We start from the raw sequence: 15551 nt of genomic DNA, 5'->3' as shown, positions 1-15551 counted from the left end.
AGAATTCTTAAAATTTCAAAAAAGGATTTTCATGAAAAAAATTGCTTTTATTTTAGCGCTTGCGGCAAGCGTCTCGTTTTGCGCGGATCAGCTGATCATCGCGGCCGGCGGCGGATACAAAAAGCCCGTCTCGGCCGTGATCGAAAATTTGAAAAAAGAGGGCATGGACGTGGCGGGATCGTTTGCCAACCTCGGCCAGCTCGTCATTCAATCGCGCAAGAATAAAATTTCATTCATCGTGGGCGACGAGGCGTTTTTGAAAAAAAGCGATCTAAATATCACTAAATTTGAACGCGTCGGGCGCGGCACGCTCGTTTTAGTAACGCCGAAAAATATCAAAATAAACGATGTCTCAGAGATCGCAAAATTCGATAAGATCGCAATGCCCGATCCTAAAAAGGCGATTTACGGTATCAGAACGAACGAGTTTTTACAAAACGCCAAGATGGATGCGGTAAAAGATAAAATTTTAGCCGTCGCGGGCGTGCCGCAGGTGGTCTCATACGTCATCAACGACGAGGTGCAAGCAGGCTTTATCAACAGCACCGAAGCGGTCGCCAAAAAAGATGAGTTCGGCTCGATCATCTACATCGACGAGAGCCTCTACAGCCCAGCATTTATCGGCATAGCAATGCTTAGCGCGTGCGGCGAGCAGGCGCTTTGCGAAAAGGTGATGGAGGAGTTTAAATCGGATCGCTCAAAAGAGATTTTTTCAAAATTCGGTCTTAAATGAGCGATATCGCTTGGATCACGCATCCTCTGATACTAAGCGCCAAGGCCCTATTTTGCAGCTTTTTGCTGCTTATTTCAATAGGGCTAGCAATTTCATATTTTTTAGCTTTTAGCCAAGCTAAATTTAAAAAAATCGTCGAAATTTTAGTGATTTTTCCGCTAATCTTCCCGCCGATCGCGACGGGATTTCTACTTCTTTACATCTTTGGAAAGAGCGGATTTATCGGCTCTGCGTTAAATTTAGACATCGTTTTTAACTTTTCTTCATTGGTAATCGCCGCATTTTTGGTCGGGCTACCGCTGTTTGTAAAGCCCGTATGCGCGAGCTTTGAGCTCTTTCCGAAGAGCCTAATCGAAGCCGCGCAAATTTTAGGCAAAAACAGAGCTCAAATTTTCCTCTTCGTAATCCTTCCCAGCTCGCTTAAAACGCTCGGCTCCGCGCTTATTTTAGCGCTTTCGCGCGGGCTTGGCGAAGTGGGCATCACGCTGATGCTGGGCGGAAATATCGTGGGTAAAACCGACACGTTAGGCCTTGCGATCTACAATGCCGTGTATGACGGAGAAAACGAGCGGGCGCTGATTTTAAGCCTTTTGCTCGTGATTTTCAGCTTGATTTTATTTTATGCGATAAATCTTTTGGATAAAAAGCGAAATTTCTCTAATTGAAAAAAATTATTTTTTAAGTATTTTTTTGATAGAATTGCAAACGCATTTTATTTTAAAGGATTTATCATGAAGAAATTTCTAATTTCATCAATTTTAGTCGCAAGCGCCTTAATCGCTCACGAGCACGGCGATATGCAAAATTTCGACCCTAAGACCGGCAAGCACCTCGTCATTGCGATGGAGCAACTAGGCGAGAAGGGCAACGTAACCGTCGGCGAGGTCGTAGCGGTCGAGACGAACTACGGCGTGGCGTTTTTCCCGAATTTAAAGGGTCTTACTAGCGGCGTGCACGGCTTTCACGTGCATCAAAACGCCGACTGCGGCGCGACCGAGAAGGGCTTAGGCATGAAAGCTGGCGGCCACTGGGATCCGAGCGATACCAAAAAGCACTCGTTTGCTTGGGACGATAGCGGCCACAAGGGCGATCTGCCTGCGCTTTTCGTTGATGCAGAGGGCAATGCGGTCTATCCGGTGTTAGCTCCGAAGATCAAGAGCCTAGATGAGCTAAAGGGTCACTCGCTAATGGTTCACGTAGGCGGCGATAACCACAGCGACCATCCAAAGCCTCTTGGCGGTGGCGGCGCTAGAATGGTCTGCGGCGTTATAAAATAAACTTCGTTGCGGATGAAATTAATCATCCGCAATCTCTAAATTTAGCAGCCCTGCGGTTAAATTTATGCGATTAAATTTCGCCGTCCGCAGCGCTGAGATGCGCCCGCTCTGCCGTTAAATTTACGCATGGCGGGCTTTTGATACAACCTATGCAGCGCGAAATTTTATGCTAAATTTACGCGCTGCGCCCCCCTCCCGCTTAAATTTTAAAATTTAACTCCGTTTGCGCTCATTACGCCCTGTTTTTGCCGCAGTGGCGTAAAATTTTCCAAATTTAAATCAAGACTCTAAATTTACGGCTCCGAGCTATTTTGGCGGCGTGAGCTTCATTTAACTTTTTCTTCACGACTTTTTCCTACAATCACGCTAACTTTCACAAAGGAGAGAGAATGAAAAAGATTGTTTTAGCAAGCGTTTTAGTCGCGGGCGTGCTGTTCGCCGCAGATTTTAGCTCGAGCACCCCCGAGCAGATCAATGCCTCGATCGCCGGCGCGGACGCCAAGAGCTTAAGCGAAGCTGCGTTTGAGATCGACAAGCGCGCGGGCGAGCTAAGAGCGCAGGCAAGGGATCTCAAGCGCGGATTTAAGACGGAGTTTAAAAAGAAACTGGACGCTATGAGCGTCGAGGATCGCGAGAAATTCCTAGACGAGTTTAGAAAAAACTATAACGTCCAGGCAGGCAAGCTAAGCGTCGAGCAGGCGGATAGGCTGGATATCGAGCTTAAAGACCGCGGCAATTTCGGCAAATTTAAAAGGCCCGCTCGCGGGTTCGGTCCGCACAGATCGCAGGCTGCTTCCGGCGAGTGCGGCCATATGCCGCATAAAGGGATGGGCGACGGCGCGGGTCCGGCAATGCCGCCAAGAGGCGAGATGCCGTGCAATCAAAACGCGGGCGCCGCTCCGTATCCTATGATGCAGCAATAGCCGCCCGCGCGCAAGCTACGTAGTTCCGCGCAGCACTTGTGCGGAATTTTGTTTTATCGAAATACGGCGCAGGAATTTTAAAATTTTAGAATTTCGTAGCGGCGGAATTTTAAAGCCCAGTGTTTTGCCTGTAAATTTTAAAATTCTGCGGCGCGAAAATTTTATATCGTAAAATTTTAGTTTCTTGCGCTGCTCGGCGTGCCTCGCGAACAACAATACTAGGCGAGCAATCTTATAAGCCTAAATTTAGTAAGCATACTTTTGAGCCAAGACGCGCCGTTTTCGCCACGATAAAATTTGCCACAAAATTTCGCAATTAAATTTTACGTGGAATTTCACAGGGTATAATTTCAAAAATTCTACGCAAGGAGGCAGGCTATGGCAAGAGTTTTGATCGTCGAGGACGAGGGGATGCTGCTAGATATGATGTGCACCTACATGCGCGGCGCGGGTCACGAGGTCAGCGGCAGCAAAAGCTACGACGAGGCGCTTTCATTAGCATACGAAAAGAGCTTCGATCTGTGGATCTTCGACGTCAAAATCATCGGCGGCAACGGCTTTGCGCTGCTTCGCGAGCTGCGCGAGGCCGGGCGCGGAGCACCGTGCATTTTCACGATGTCGCTAAATACTCTGCAAGACGTCGAAAGCGGCTTTGGAAGCGGCTGCGACGACTACCTCAAAAAGCCTTTCGAGTTAAAAGAGCTGGCTCTGCGCGCGGATAATCTACTAAAGCGCACCTTCGCCCACAACGCCGCCCTGTGCGAAAATATCGGCGGAGGTTTTAGCTTCGATATGGCTCAGCGCGTGCTCTATTGCGACGGAAGAGCCGTGCCGATGCCGCAGAAGCAGGCGCGGCTTCTTGCTCTGCTTCTGAAAAACCGCGATAAATTCCTTAGCAAAGATGAAATTTTCGCCGCGCTGTGGGACTACGACGAGAGCCCGAGCGAGCTTAGCCTGCGCGTTTATATTGCGGAGCTGCGAAAAATTTTGGGCAAGGATCGCATCATAAACGCTTCCAAGCTCGGCTATAAATATCTCTAGGAGCGCGCCGTGTCCAAAATGCGTCAAATTCTACCGATTTTTTTGCTCTACACGCTTACTAGTGTCCTGTTTTTGGCGCTGGTAAGCAGCGTATTTTACGAGCGGGAGAAGTTTTTTATCGCGGATCGCGATGCCTTTGCGATCAGAGATTTCAAACACGGCTTAGAGGCCAAGCTCGCGCGCGGCGGGCGCCTAAACGAGGGCGATTTCGACGCCATGCAGGCATACGCTGCGGATCTGAATAGCAGCGATGAGATCGCGCGGGATTTCGAGCCGAGGGACGACGCGCCGCGCGTGTATATGGAGGGAGCCAGCAGGATCGAGCAGTTTAATCTCACCGCCAAGGACGGCACGGAGTACTATGTAGCGATCAAAACTGAGGCGCTTGAGAGCAAGCTAGCGGCGCTGAAGCTTAAAATTTTAGCTGCGAGCGCGCTTGTTTTGGCGCTTATTTTGCTGATCGCATATTTTATCATCCGCCTTTCGCTGCGCCCGCTTTACGAAAAGATTGAGTTTTTAAACGGCTTCATCCGCGACACGACGCACGAGATAAAAACCCCGCTTAGCGTGATTTTGATGAGTATCGAGCTTTTCGATACCGATGCGAAAAAATATCTGGGCAATATCAAGGCGGGCGCAAATACGATAAACGCGCTATTTGAGGATCTAACCGCGCTAAGCTTAAACAAAAGCGGCAGCGGGCGGGAGGTAAATTTAGGCGAGCTGCTGCAAAGCCGCATAGAGTATTTCGGCGTCTCTGCGGAGCAAAAGTGCATAAACCTACGCGCCGATCTGCGTCCGGTAGCCTTTTGCGCGGATGAGTTTAAGCTGCGAAAGATCATCGATAATCTGCTTGGCAACGCGATAAAATATTGTAATGAGCTCGGCTGCGTCGAGGTGAGCCTGCGCGAGCGCTCGCTTCGCATCAAAAACGGCGGCGCGGGCATCGCACGGCAAAATTTGCCGCATATTTTCGAGCTTTACACCCGCTTTGATCAGCGCAACGGCGGCTTTGGCATCGGGCTTTTTATCGTGAAAAAATACTGCGACGAGCTCGGGCTTAAAATTTCGTGCAAAAGCGAGCCGGGAGAGACGGAGTTTCGGCTGGAATTTTAACTTTTCACAAATGAAATTCTGCGCGAACGAAATTTTAGCAAGCGGGCTTGCTGGGCTTAACCGCGTGAGTTTAAATTTAGCTAGCGATTCAGTCCGTAAAATTTGCGCCAGATTATAATTTGACGGCGGAATTTGCGCATGTAATTCGGTCGCGTCCGCAAAATTTCGCCCGCCGGTTTGCAGAATACATAGCGAAAATTCTACGGAATTTCGTGAAATTTTATTTGGACGCGGACAAGATCGCGGCAGCTAGGGATAAAATTTGCAGTAGCTTAGATAAAATCGCGCGCGATAATCGGCAAAATTTCGCGAAAATTTCGCGCCTTGCCGATTGGATCCCACCTTGCTCTGCTATCTCATACATGCCGTATTCATAGCCCGCACAAAAGGCGGCGTCGTTTTGGGTTTTGATATTCAAACGGAAGCTATTCCGTCTCCCATTCTTGCCATTCAGCGCGTTGGCATGGACTACGCGCGGGTAAATTTAAAATTTAGACAAGCTCTACTCTGGCGAAGCGAAGCTTTATTAAAACTGGCGGCGCAGCTATTTTAAGCGCATAGCCGCCCTTTAAACGCACGCCGATCCTTTTAAAACGTGCGGCAAATTTTAAAATTTACGCGGGGTCAAAGAGCAAACGAGACAAAAGAGGCTAAATTTGATCATTTCTAGCTGGGCGCTCTTACGACCTTCGCACTATCCGCTGCCTGCTTAAATTTTTGCCATTTCTCGCCAAGCGGCCAGTAAACGATCGGTTTGTCTCCGAGCCTTGCTTCGCCGTGATACATACCGAGCTTATCTTTCGTCCACGTAAAGCCCGTGCGTCAGCGCTTATCGATCGAGATGATGTCGCCGAGCGCTTTGTCTATCCCGGTACTATGCGGGTGCTTTTGTAAGATATTGCGGCAGGCTGCGCTTAAATTAATGCTGCGGCTGTCCGTGTTTAGCCCGGATCACGAGTATCTTGCCGCAATCTCCTTTTGCCCTAAAATTTGCACGATCTCGTCTAAGCTTAAAATTTTGCCGTGCGAGTCAAAGCCTACGTTTAGTATGCGACCTTCTAGGCTGGAAGCGCGGTCGTGCAAGTGTCCGTGAAGCATAAAAGAACCTTTCTGGGCGCGGTTGTGCTCCTCTACGGGATAGTGAAACATACAGATGCTCATACCCGTTTTGCCGTCCTTCATCACGCCCGCGCCGCCGTCAAAATTTAGCTCCTTGTAGTGCAGGATATCGCTAAAGATGGGATTTCCGTCCTCTTTTAGCTCGCGCAGCAGCGCTTCTTTGTTTTGGCTAATGAGCGTATCGTGGTTGCCTAAAATCAGCACATGCGAGCCGTTTAGCCTACGCGCGACGCTTTTTAGATCTTTTAATTTATTACAAAACGCAAAATCGCCCAGATCATAAACCGTATCCTCGGGCCCCACTACGGCATTCCAGAGCTCTATTAGCTTTTCGTTCATCTCGCTTACGTCGTTAAAAGCCCTAAATTTAGGGCAGTATTTCATAATATTGCCGTGATAAAAATGCAAATCGGAGGTAAAAAATATCATCATTTTCCTTTAAATTTTAATCGCCGCATCAAATTTGAGCTTTACGTAAATTTACGCGGTGCCAAATATTCGCACGGTAAACGTTAAACTTTTTCTAAAAATTCTTTTATAAAGCCTAGCTTGCCCTGCTCGTCAAGGGATCTAAATTCACGCTCGTTTGCTTTGATGTGATCGACTAATGGGTGAAATTCCTCATCAAGCTTGGTTTTATCCAGTTTGCCGGAAAGCGCTTCGTTTTTACTGCGAGCGAAAAATTTATTCACGAGATAATAAGGCGTTTTCATCTTAAAGCAAAAGTCATTCTGGCTCGGGATATATACCATAAAGCCCTCGAATTTCGCCTCTTTGACTATATTTTTAAGCTCCGCAAAGCTCGTTTTTAGATACTGCTCGCCCTCTTTATAAAAAGGTCTTTTTAGCACTCCGGCAGTGCTTGCGGCGATCTTATCCAGCTCAAATTCGCTCTCTTGCGCGCCGGTTTTAACGTCGATAAGTCCGATAAAAGTTTCTCCAAGCTCCTCTTCTACGATGTGCGGGTCGCTCTCGTCGGTGATCTCAAATAAAAAAGTTTTATTTGGATAGCGTTTGAAAATCTCTTCAAATTTGCAGCAGTGCTCGCGCGCCATCTGTGCAAATCTACTATCGGTCGATCCCGTCGTGGAGTAGATGACGCGGCGGTTAAAGCTCGCGCCGCTTTCGCCGATATCTACGTAGGTGCAACACCCCAAAAAGCCGTTTACCTTTCGCACGGCAAGCACGGGCGTATCGTCCGTGATGTCGATAGGATAAAGGCTTTTGTGCGAGGTAAATTCCGAATAGTTATAGACCTTTTTAAACGGGCGCACGATGATATTTAGATCATCGTCCATTATGAGCCCGCGCATCTCAAGTAGCGCCTTATCCCAATCGGCTTTGAAAAAGACGCGTTTTGAGTATTTGTAGGTGCGAAGCTCTGGGTAAAGCTCGCTTTGACGCGCACTCCAGAGCCTTTTATCCTGCGTAGCGGCGATATATTTTTTCGTTAGGTAGGTGTTTTGCGCCGCATCAAAGGGCAGATCGCGCCTGTTTAGAGCCGCCGCGTCTTTAATCTTTTGCGCTACGCTTTCGCTCATAGGATTAACGGGCGGGATCAAAATTTCGCCCTCTATTTTGTTGTTTGCGACCTTGATAAACATCGCTATTACCGTATTTTCATCGACGCCGTGCTCGGAGGCGAAGAAATTTTGCATTCTAAAGCACTCGAAAATAAATCCATTCTGGGCGGCTTGCTCTTTTAGGCTTAGCAGCTCTTTGGTGCGCGCACTCACGTTGCTAAGCACGATAAGAACGTCTTTAGCTTTGTTTTCCAGGGCAAATTTATACGCCTGCTTTATCTCGCGGGCGACCTTGCGCTTCGCGTCTTCCAAAAGCTTCGGCGACCAAGTATAAACCCCCGCCTCATCGGTTAGAAACATATCGTTTTCCAGATGATAAATTTGCGCCTGCGGATATTCGTTTTTAAATTCTTTAATTTTCTCTTTTGCGAAAGTCGTTTTACCCGAGCCCGCGTGTCCGCGAACGACTATAAATTTTCTCATTTTACCGCCTTGATTTTATGTGGCGATATTCTACCTGAAATTTGAGCGCTTTGGTATCAAGAAATATGGATTTTGGTAAAATTTAATCGAATTTAGCCTTGCCGAAGCGCTTGATCGACGAAGGCGCCAAATTTAATAGACATGCGAAAAAAGCGTATTTATCCTCGCTATTTGATTTAAATTTAGCCCCGCAAAGGGGCTAAATTTACGCTTATTTTTCGCCAAGCGGCCAGTAAACGATCGGTTTGGCTCCGAGTCTTGCTTCGCCGTGATACATGCCGAGCTTGTCTTTCGTCCATGCAAAGCCCGTGTGTCCGTGCTTGTCGATCGAGATGATGCCGCCGCTACCGCCTAGAGCTTTGACCTCTTTTACCGCTTCTTCGGCGGCCTTTTGCACGTCGGAGGTTTTGTATTTATATAGAGCTGAGACCTCGTGCGCGGCGTTTACGCGCATGTAGATGTCGCCCGTGCCGGTGCAAGAAACCGCCACCGAGTCGTTGTCGGCGTAGGTTCCCGAGCCGATTATCGGGCTATCGCCGATGCGGCCGGTCATTTTATTGGTCATGCCGCCGGTGCTGGTCGCTGCAGCTAGGTTGCCGTTTTTATCCAGCGCGATCGCGCCCACGGTGCCGAGATACGGGCGCTCGTGTAAATTTAGCGACGTCTTTTTCGCCTTTTCGCTATCAAGTAGCAGCTTTTGTTTTTCTTTAGCTTTTTGCAGCGCGTCGTATCTAAACTGCGTGAAAAAATACTTCTGATCGACCATCTCTAGGCCGTTTTCTTTAGCGAGCTTGTCGGCTCCCTCGCCTGCGACTAGCGTATGCCACGTCTTATCCATCACGAGCCTGGCGCCTAGGATAGGGTTTTTGATATGCCGCGCCATAGCGACCGCGCCTGCTTTTTTGGTCGAGCCGTCCATGATCGAGGCATCAAGCTCGTTAAATCCGTCGGCGGTAAATACCGCGCCCTTGCCCGCGTTGAAATTCGGATCGTCCTCAAGCACCATTATCGCCGCAGTTACCGCATCCATCGCGCTACCGCCTTTTTCAAGGACGGCTTGACCAGCCAAAAGCGCCTTTTTCATCGGCTCCTCGCGGATTTTAAATTCCTCCTTGGTTAGATCAAGCCCGCTGGTGCCGCCGTGAATGACGATGACGGGGGAAAATTTCTCCTGCGCATTCGCAGCCGTTAGCCCGAGCAGGGCCAGACTCGCCGCCATAAAAACGGCCTTTGAGAGTGAAAAGTGCTTCATATCTCATCCTTTCGAAAAAATTGCAGAATTTCTAAGGAATGATATAACTTTGCGCTTTTCGTTTCGCTTAATCAAATGCGAATTCAGCCGGATCTAAATCTAATGCTTTGAGCTTAGGATTAAGCTTCCGTTGTCAAATTTAACGCGACTCAATTTGTGGCACAATCTGATAGGTCGATTTAAATTTTATAATTTTGAGTTTGAGCGTTGGCAAAATTTAATTACCGCAGCTCGATAAATTTCAACCGCACGTCATAAAATTTTAGCGCGCGGCCGTATTTTAAAGGGTGCTATGCAAGCAGGCTCAAGCGCCAACCGGCTAGCAAAGCAGGCTTCAAATTAAACGCCTCAAACTCGCCGTGCGCGATCATTTAGTGTTGCGTCGGAACCGACGCCAATATGTTTTGATGGCTCAATCGCAGCTTTTTTCTCCGCGACAAAGGCGCGCCAGGTCGTATTTTAGCAGCACCAAGCCAAGGCCTAGCAAGAAAAGGTCTTTAAAGATAAAGCCGTCGATCTTGCCCAGCTGCGGCAGTAGGCTGAGCGTGCTCAGCGCCATGACGATCACGATGAGATCGCCCACGATGCCTGCCTTCGGCTTGAAAAAGCCCGCGATGAGCGAGAGATAGCCCACGGTCTCCACCACGCCCAAAAAATAGCTCGCGCCGGCGTCCCCGAGCGCTGACGGCAAAAACGAAAGCCACGTCTGCGAAAAGAGCGGCTTTAAAGCCTCTACCTCAAACTCAAACCACTTGTAGTTGCCCATCACGGCAAGCACGATGATAACGGAAAGTCTAGCGAATACAATATCCGCGTCGCCTGCGACAAATTTTTTTACGATCTCCCTCATACGGCTCCTTTGTAAATTTTGTAGCGGTATGATAGCGAGCTTGCGTGTAGGCTACGTGAAGGGGCGAAATTTCAAATTCCAAATTCCTCGGCTTCACGAAATTCTGTCCCTCCACAAAATTCAGTGGCTCCGCGAAATTTCAAATTCCATGCCGCGCGCCGTAAAATTTAAAGTGAGCTCAGCAAATTTCAAGGAGCGAAGTGGTGCGAGCTGCCGCGAAATTCCATAGAGCTTTGCGGCGTGCGCGGGCAAACCTCGGCGATAATATTGATCGCGACGCCCGCCTTAGCGGCAATCGCGTAGATTTTGGGCAAAAATTTCGGTGCGAAGCTGAACAAAATCTCATACTCCTCGCCGCTTTGCATCGCAGCCTCGCTAGGGCGGGCGATCCAGCGCGCACCCACGCCGCTAGCCTCCAGCAGGCGGGGCAAGTCCTGTGCGAGCCCATCGCTAATGTCCATCGCCGCGCTGATGAACTTCGCCGCCTTGTAAAAAAACTTATCGCGCAAAACGGGCCTAACGAAGCGCGAATTCTTTGAAATTTTTGCGCGCAGATCCTCGCGCAGATCAAACACGGAGCCTTCGTACGCGGGGCTTTGAGACACGGAATTTTCGCATGCGAGGCTTTGCGACGTAGAATTCTTGTGATCCTCTCCGCTTCGTGACACGGAATTTTGCGCCGAAGTTTCAGCGTCCAAGCTCTGCGGCTCGGCGCGCGCAGGCAAAATTTTATCGTCCAGACTTTGTGGCTCAAGATCCAAAATTTGCATTGCCGAAGTTTCAGCGTCCATGCTCTGTAACTTAGCATCCGCAGGTAAAATTTTATCGTCCGGGCTTCGCACCTCATCGCCAGGATTTTGTGCCGTCGAAGTATCGGCGTTTAGACCCTGCGGCGCGGTGCTTGGACCTTGCAGCGACGAAATTTTATCGTTTCGGTTTTGCGTCTGCGAGCTAGCGGGCGAAATTTCATCTCTTAAAAGCACCGCCAGATCGCGCCCGACGCTACCTAGCTCGCCCGTATGCGCGATAAGATCACCCACGCGCGCGCCGCTGCGAAACACGGGGCGCTTGCACTTGCCGATCAGGCTCACGCTAAGCGCGATGCGATCCGAGCCGATCGTGTCGCCGCCGATGATCCGTATGCCCCACTCCCGCGCCGTTTCGCTCACGCCCGCGCACAGCTCGTCGATCTCGCGCGCGCCGATCTCGCGCGGCAGCGCAAGCCCCAGCAGGGCGTATTTGGCGCGCGCATTCGTCGCGATCATGTCTGAGATGTTTACGAGCATCGCCTTTGCGCCGATTTCGCGCAGGCTCAGCCAGCCGCGGCGAAAGTGCACGCCCTCGACAAAAAGATCCTTGCAATACGCCCGCTCGCCGATTACGGCGCAATCATCGCCGTTAAACTTCGATTTAAATTTCTCAAAAATATACCGTTCTTTATCCATACGCCCTCCGTTAAATTTAGCGTTACGCCGCAGCCGCGTGAAAGCTAAGAAGCCCTAATTTGCGGGCTCTTGTTTAAATTTCGTCGCGCACGCGCAGCAGGAGTTTTACGTTCCGCTTTGCAAGATTATAGCGTAAATTTAGATTTTCGCCGCGCGAGTTTGGCTGGGGTTCGATGCGGCTCGATAGCAAAATTAGAAATCGTGTGAGTTTTGGGGCTTTGGTGCGGCTCGGTACGGACGGAAGCCGCGACAAAATTGCGCCCGACTGACGCACAAGCAGCCCCCAAAGCCAGCTATAACTCGCGCGCGACATCGAACCGCGTTCATAGCGCACTCAAAAGCGCCCGCAAAGCTTCATACGCTAGCAAAATTGCGGCTTTTAGTGGCCGCGATACAGAGACAATGCGCTGCGAAGATAAATCGCCGCGGCAGGCGCGGATGCCGCTTTAAATCTACGGCGCGGGTATAAATTTTACTTTCAAAATCGGGCTCCAAAAGCGCAAACTCCGCTATGCGGTCTTAACCCGCCGCAAGCCCGCACCGCCTTCAAACGGCATAAAATTTTGCCGCGCCCTAAGCGCTAAAACCGCGTAACGCCCGAGCCAAATTTCATCGCAGCGCAGCGACGAAATTTCACGAAACTCCGCCGCCCGGTAACCCGCTAGCCCTTCTTTAGCTTCCTAAGCTCGCGCAGAACCGCCTCCTTGCTCTTGCTATCCCTTAGCGCATCGTAGCACTGCGCGAGCAACTCTAGCGCGTGAGCCAGAGCCTGCTTGTAAGCCGGCAGCTGCTGATATGCCAAAAGTGCCGCCGCATCGTCTCTCATCGCCGCGAAATGTCTCAGCGCCGCAGACGGATCGCCGCGTATCATCGCGATCTCGCCTAAAATTTCGTGTCCGTCGTAGCCCGAGTGCTCGTAGGCGGTGCCGCGCATGCCCTCGTAGAGCTTTACCGATCTGTTCGCGTAATCCTGCGCCGCGGCTAAATTTTTCTGTGCATAGCTCGTAGAAATTTTACTCACGCTCGCCTCTTTGTAAATCGCCAAAAATTGTCGCGCGATCTGTAGATAAAGCTCGCCCGTATCGGGATCCGTCGCATCCGAAAGCTCCGCTGCGGCAAGCAGATGCTCCAGGGCGGCGGCACGCTCGCCCAGCCCCGCGTATAGCTGCGCATAATCCCGCGCGAGCGAAGCCCTACGCGCGCGCTCGTCCGATCCATCATCTATAAACGGGCGCAGATGCAAGCAGTGCGCTTCCCATACGGCCAAATCCCTCAGTGCGCGACGTTTGGGCTCGGGTGCGGGCTCATTCAAAGCGGAGCTAGCCTTGGCGCGCAGATACTCGCAAGCACCGCTAGCTCTGCCTTCAGCCTCATAGGGATCGGGCGTGAGCGTTTGCAGTCGGGCAAAAATTTCCTCCGCACGCGCCGGATCGCTCTGCAAAAACATAGTCCAAACAAACAGCGCCCGCCCATATTCGCGCACGGCGCCCTTACGATCGCCGCGAGCCTCGTAGATGCGCCCGAATGTATAAGCGCTCTCGTAATTTACGGCATCAGCATATATCTCCGCTACTCCGCTTCGCATGGAGCTCGCGTCCGTCGCCAGCGAGATTGCGGCGTCGGTATCGCCGCGCTGTAGGGCGATCCGCGCACGGACAAATCTGCTAAAAATCCGCCCTACTTCGATGCGCTTTAGCTCGCTAAGCTCCTGTGCCCGCACGGCAAGCTCTTCGGCGCGAGAGATCTCTTTGGCAAGCAGCGCCCGATCGGCATTTTCTAGCAATTTCCAAATTTCGCGCATAGAAGACGCGGTGGAATTTTTAGCGGTAGCATTCGCAGAAGCTGTGTTTTTTGGCGCGGAAATCTTGGACGGGGCGGAATTTTTGACGGCATTGCCTGCACCGGTAGAATTGGCGGCATCCTTTACGGCGGCGCCGCTTGCGGCACGGGTATTTTCGGCGGGCGGCGAAACCTGCGTGCAGGCGACAAGAAACAAGCTAAGTGCGACGTAGGGTAAAATTTTCATAGATGGCCTCCGCAATTTTAGCCCGATTATAGCAAAACAAAGTTTAAATTCCTCGGCAGCGGAGCCTGCGTCTGCGCAGAGTGGCGAGCTAGCCTAGATGAAATTTTAAAATTCTACCGAGCGATGTTCATAAGCCGCGCGAGTTTGGGTGCGGGCTTCGGTGCGGCTCGATAGCAAAATTAGCAATCGCGTGAGTTTTGAGACTTGGGCGCGGCTCGGTATGACTTGATGCGGACGAAGGCCCACGATAAAACAGCGCGAGTTTATTTCTTGCATACGCCGCCTGCGCGCACTCGCTCAGATGACGGCTCTTTAAACGGCGATTCGAAATTTTAAAATTTAGCCGTAGCTGTGGCGAGATTAAATTTAAACGCTGCGTAAGCGTAGCAAAGATAGAATTTAGCGCTAAATTTAAAGCTGTAATACAACATTCAAGCAAGGATATAAAATGAGCGATACGAAACCGGACGAGCTGCTGCTAATCGTAAAAAGGACAAGGCACTTTTACGGACCCTTTTATGCGATAGTTAAAATTTTGCAATTTTGCATAGCCGTTATTTTTATAATGCTTGACAAGCCTTATGCGCCTATCGTAGGCTGGATAACGCTAATCGGTCTTTTTTATACGACGGTTATTCCGAATTGCTTTAAATTTATTGCGTGCTACGATGATAAAGTGATAGTAAGATATATCTTTTGGCAAAGGATTCTAAAATATGATGAGATTAAATATATTGCTACATTTGCATATCTGCCGGGAGGCGAAACACTTTGCTTAAAACTAAAATTTAATTTGGCAAATATCGTACTTAATCTAAGCTCGATTATTTTGCCTTTAAGTTACATAACAAAAGAAGATTTTGAAAAATTAAAAATTTTAATGAGTAACAAAAATATCGAATACATGGATTTTATCTGAGGAGCGAAAATGGGTTGCTATCGTAGTTATCAAACTATAAAAACAGGCGGATTTTTTAATTTCGCCATGAAATTTCTTGTTACAATATTTTTTGCGATTGTTCTATTCGGCTGCGACGGTAATGAATGCCGCAACGAATACAATAATAAGGCGTTTTCTATTATAACTGATAATTTAAAGGATAAGGAAAATAGAGATTGGACGTGCGGGTCTATTGACAACCATGAATACTTCATAAATTTTTACGGACCTAGCAACGATGATTTAGAAACTTTATTAAAGAATGTAGCAGAAGCGGCACAAATTCCAAATGTCAAAATTACTATATCGGTTTATGAGAGATATTGGAAATGGGGCGGCAAAACTCCGCCACCATTTAGCAAGAATATATTAACCGTAAAATTAGGCACAAAATCAAATTAAGGAAAATGAAATGCTGAAATTTACAAAGTGTTTCTTTTTGATAGTCGCCGCATTTATATTATTCGGTTGCGACGGTAGGGAATGTCGGAATCAGTATAACGACAAAGCAGAAGAAATAATATTTGAAGGAATAAGAGATTTAAATCATCTAGGCGGTTCTTGGTCTTGTGGAAAAATTACCGATAGATATGAGAGCATAGTAAACATTTATGGCGCTAGAGATGATGATATAAAGTTGCTCTTAAATAATTTTTCAAAAGTTACCGACATACCAAATGTTAAAATCACAATAAATGTTTATAAAGGCATAAGGTTGGCAAATAAAAATTTACCGCCAAATGATGAGCCTATATTAATCTTAAAATTAAATACTCAATCGAGTCAAGCAGAATAAAATTTCGGGCGGCGCAAACCGCCCGAA

Annotated in this window: 19 protein-coding genes; 11 read left to right on the top strand and 8 right to left on the bottom strand. The window is 49.0% G+C overall.

Annotated elements, in window-relative coordinates:
- Positions 1 to 31 precede the first annotated feature (31 nt).
- The 4 genes from modA (at position 32) to Q0393_RS01330 (ending at position 2933) form a co-directional block, all read left to right on the top strand.
- Positions 32 to 733 carry a molybdate ABC transporter substrate-binding protein gene (modA, locus tag Q0393_RS01345; protein ID WP_298977304.1) on the top strand — a complete coding sequence of 234 codons (702 nt, stop codon included), beginning with the start codon at positions 32 to 34 and terminating at the stop codon, positions 731 to 733.
- Positions 730 to 1398 carry a molybdenum ABC transporter permease gene (locus Q0393_RS01340; RefSeq protein WP_298977303.1) on the top strand — a complete coding sequence of 223 codons (669 nt, stop codon included), beginning with the start codon at positions 730 to 732 and terminating at the stop codon, positions 1396 to 1398. The genes modA and Q0393_RS01340 overlap by 4 nt, the downstream gene beginning before the upstream one ends.
- A gap of 66 nt (positions 1399 to 1464) precedes the next feature.
- Entirely contained in the window at positions 1465 to 2010 is a 546-nt protein-coding gene (locus Q0393_RS01335; RefSeq protein WP_297905600.1) for a superoxide dismutase family protein, read from the top strand.
- A gap of 389 nt (positions 2011 to 2399) precedes the next feature.
- Complete coding sequence (locus Q0393_RS01330; RefSeq protein ID WP_298977301.1) at positions 2400 to 2933, top strand: DUF1104 domain-containing protein; 534 nt, start codon at positions 2400 to 2402, stop codon at positions 2931 to 2933.
- A gap of 15 nt (positions 2934 to 2948) precedes the next feature.
- Here Q0393_RS01330 and Q0393_RS01325 read toward each other — a convergent pair whose 3' ends face one another.
- Positions 2949 to 3149, bottom strand: a complete 201-nt coding sequence (locus Q0393_RS01325; protein WP_298977299.1) for a hypothetical protein — start codon at positions 3147 to 3149, stop codon at positions 2949 to 2951.
- Between the two features lie 162 nt (positions 3150 to 3311).
- Between Q0393_RS01325 and Q0393_RS01320 the strand changes: the two genes are divergently transcribed.
- From Q0393_RS01320 to Q0393_RS01305, 4 genes are all read left to right on the top strand, one after another.
- Positions 3312 to 3974 carry a response regulator transcription factor gene (locus Q0393_RS01320; protein ID WP_298977298.1) on the top strand — a complete coding sequence of 221 codons (663 nt, stop codon included), beginning with the start codon at positions 3312 to 3314 and terminating at the stop codon, positions 3972 to 3974.
- A gap of 18 nt (positions 3975 to 3992) precedes the next feature.
- Positions 3993 to 5090: a HAMP domain-containing sensor histidine kinase gene (locus Q0393_RS01315; protein WP_298977382.1), complete on the top strand. Its 1098-nt coding sequence runs from the start codon at positions 3993 to 3995 to the stop codon at positions 5088 to 5090.
- A gap of 212 nt (positions 5091 to 5302) precedes the next feature.
- The gene (locus Q0393_RS01310; RefSeq protein ID WP_298977297.1) at positions 5303 to 5467 is read left to right on the top strand and encodes a hypothetical protein; all 165 of its coding nucleotides are present in this window, start codon (positions 5303 to 5305) and stop codon (positions 5465 to 5467) included.
- A gap of 23 nt (positions 5468 to 5490) precedes the next feature.
- Positions 5491 to 5643, top strand: coding sequence for a hypothetical protein (locus tag Q0393_RS01305; protein ID WP_298977295.1), 153 nt, complete (start codon positions 5491 to 5493; stop codon positions 5641 to 5643).
- A gap of 398 nt (positions 5644 to 6041) precedes the next feature.
- Here Q0393_RS01305 and Q0393_RS01300 read toward each other — a convergent pair whose 3' ends face one another.
- The 7 genes from Q0393_RS01300 to Q0393_RS01270 form a co-directional block, all read right to left on the bottom strand.
- Entirely contained in the window at positions 6042 to 6638 is a 597-nt protein-coding gene (locus Q0393_RS01300) for a metallophosphoesterase (protein ID WP_298977293.1), read from the bottom strand.
- An 83-nt stretch (positions 6639 to 6721) separates the two neighbouring features.
- A complete protein-coding gene (locus Q0393_RS01295; protein ID WP_298977292.1) occupies positions 6722 to 8215 on the bottom strand; it encodes an RNA ligase in 1494 nt (497 codons plus the stop codon).
- 211 nt (positions 8216 to 8426) lie between these two features.
- Positions 8427 to 9467, bottom strand: coding sequence for an isoaspartyl peptidase/L-asparaginase family protein (locus Q0393_RS01290; RefSeq protein WP_298083271.1), 1041 nt, complete (start codon positions 9465 to 9467; stop codon positions 8427 to 8429).
- 412 nt (positions 9468 to 9879) lie between these two features.
- On the bottom strand, positions 9880 to 10317 hold the full coding sequence (locus Q0393_RS01285; RefSeq protein ID WP_298977291.1) for a DUF417 family protein: 438 nt from the start codon (positions 10315 to 10317) through the stop codon (positions 9880 to 9882).
- Positions 10318 to 10505: 188 nt separating this feature from the next.
- The gene (locus Q0393_RS01280) at positions 10506 to 11762 is read right to left on the bottom strand and encodes a thiamine-phosphate kinase (protein WP_298977288.1); all 1257 of its coding nucleotides are present in this window, start codon (positions 11760 to 11762) and stop codon (positions 10506 to 10508) included.
- Between the two features lie 661 nt (positions 11763 to 12423).
- Positions 12424 to 13788, bottom strand: a complete 1365-nt coding sequence (locus tag Q0393_RS01275) for a hypothetical protein (RefSeq protein ID WP_298977286.1) — start codon at positions 13786 to 13788, stop codon at positions 12424 to 12426.
- 105 nt (positions 13789 to 13893) lie between these two features.
- Complete coding sequence (locus Q0393_RS01270) at positions 13894 to 14064, bottom strand: hypothetical protein (protein WP_298977285.1); 171 nt, start codon at positions 14062 to 14064, stop codon at positions 13894 to 13896.
- A 172-nt stretch (positions 14065 to 14236) separates the two neighbouring features.
- Between Q0393_RS01270 and Q0393_RS01265 the strand changes: the two genes are divergently transcribed.
- Genes Q0393_RS01265 through Q0393_RS01255 form a run of 3 tightly spaced genes read left to right on the top strand, consistent with a single transcriptional unit; the run spans position 14237 to position 15524 of the window.
- The gene (locus Q0393_RS01265; RefSeq protein ID WP_298977283.1) at positions 14237 to 14707 is read left to right on the top strand and encodes a hypothetical protein; all 471 of its coding nucleotides are present in this window, start codon (positions 14237 to 14239) and stop codon (positions 14705 to 14707) included.
- 9 nt (positions 14708 to 14716) lie between these two features.
- Positions 14717 to 15130 carry a hypothetical protein gene (locus Q0393_RS01260; RefSeq protein WP_298977281.1) on the top strand — a complete coding sequence of 138 codons (414 nt, stop codon included), beginning with the start codon at positions 14717 to 14719 and terminating at the stop codon, positions 15128 to 15130.
- Positions 15131 to 15140: 10 nt separating this feature from the next.
- On the top strand, positions 15141 to 15524 hold the full coding sequence (locus Q0393_RS01255; protein WP_298977279.1) for a hypothetical protein: 384 nt from the start codon (positions 15141 to 15143) through the stop codon (positions 15522 to 15524).
- Positions 15525 to 15551: the final 27 nt, after the last annotated feature.

The sequence above is a fragment of the uncultured Campylobacter sp. genome, from assembly GCF_938015785.1.
Taxonomy (GTDB): domain Bacteria; phylum Campylobacterota; class Campylobacteria; order Campylobacterales; family Campylobacteraceae; genus Campylobacter_B.
The sequence above is the reverse complement of the archived record's forward strand: the minus strand, read 5'-3'. Positions and strand labels throughout refer to the sequence as shown.

What these genes read in the sequence shown, in the direction of transcription:
- modA (WP_298977304.1), top strand. Translation starts at nt 32, where the DNA reads ATGAAAAAAATTGCTTTTATTTTAGCGCTTGCGGCAAGCGTCTCGTTT.
- Q0393_RS01340 (WP_298977303.1), top strand. Translation starts at nt 730, where the DNA reads ATGAGCGATATCGCTTGGATCACGCATCCTCTGATACTAAGCGCCAAG.
- Q0393_RS01335 (WP_297905600.1), top strand. Translation starts at nt 1,465, where the DNA reads ATGAAGAAATTTCTAATTTCATCAATTTTAGTCGCAAGCGCCTTAATC.
- Q0393_RS01330 (WP_298977301.1), top strand. Translation starts at nt 2,400, where the DNA reads ATGAAAAAGATTGTTTTAGCAAGCGTTTTAGTCGCGGGCGTGCTGTTC.
- Q0393_RS01320 (WP_298977298.1), top strand. Translation starts at nt 3,312, where the DNA reads ATGGCAAGAGTTTTGATCGTCGAGGACGAGGGGATGCTGCTAGATATG.
- Q0393_RS01315 (WP_298977382.1), top strand. Translation starts at nt 3,993, where the DNA reads ATGCGTCAAATTCTACCGATTTTTTTGCTCTACACGCTTACTAGTGTC.
- Q0393_RS01300 (WP_298977293.1), bottom strand. Translation starts at nt 6,638, where the DNA reads ATGATATTTTTTACCTCCGATTTGCATTTTTATCACGGCAATATTATG.
- Q0393_RS01295 (WP_298977292.1), bottom strand. Translation starts at nt 8,215, where the DNA reads ATGAGAAAATTTATAGTCGTTCGCGGACACGCGGGCTCGGGTAAAACG.
- Q0393_RS01290 (WP_298083271.1), bottom strand. Translation starts at nt 9,467, where the DNA reads ATGAAGCACTTTTCACTCTCAAAGGCCGTTTTTATGGCGGCGAGTCTG.
- Q0393_RS01285 (WP_298977291.1), bottom strand. Translation starts at nt 10,317, where the DNA reads ATGAGGGAGATCGTAAAAAAATTTGTCGCAGGCGACGCGGATATTGTA.
- Q0393_RS01280 (WP_298977288.1), bottom strand. Translation starts at nt 11,762, where the DNA reads ATGGATAAAGAACGGTATATTTTTGAGAAATTTAAATCGAAGTTTAAC.
- Q0393_RS01275 (WP_298977286.1), bottom strand. Translation starts at nt 13,788, where the DNA reads ATGAAAATTTTACCCTACGTCGCACTTAGCTTGTTTCTTGTCGCCTGC.
- Q0393_RS01270 (WP_298977285.1), bottom strand. Translation starts at nt 14,064, where the DNA reads ATGCAAGAAATAAACTCGCGCTGTTTTATCGTGGGCCTTCGTCCGCAT.
- Q0393_RS01265 (WP_298977283.1), top strand. Translation starts at nt 14,237, where the DNA reads ATGAGCGATACGAAACCGGACGAGCTGCTGCTAATCGTAAAAAGGACA.
- Q0393_RS01260 (WP_298977281.1), top strand. Translation starts at nt 14,717, where the DNA reads ATGGGTTGCTATCGTAGTTATCAAACTATAAAAACAGGCGGATTTTTT.
- Q0393_RS01255 (WP_298977279.1), top strand. Translation starts at nt 15,141, where the DNA reads ATGCTGAAATTTACAAAGTGTTTCTTTTTGATAGTCGCCGCATTTATA.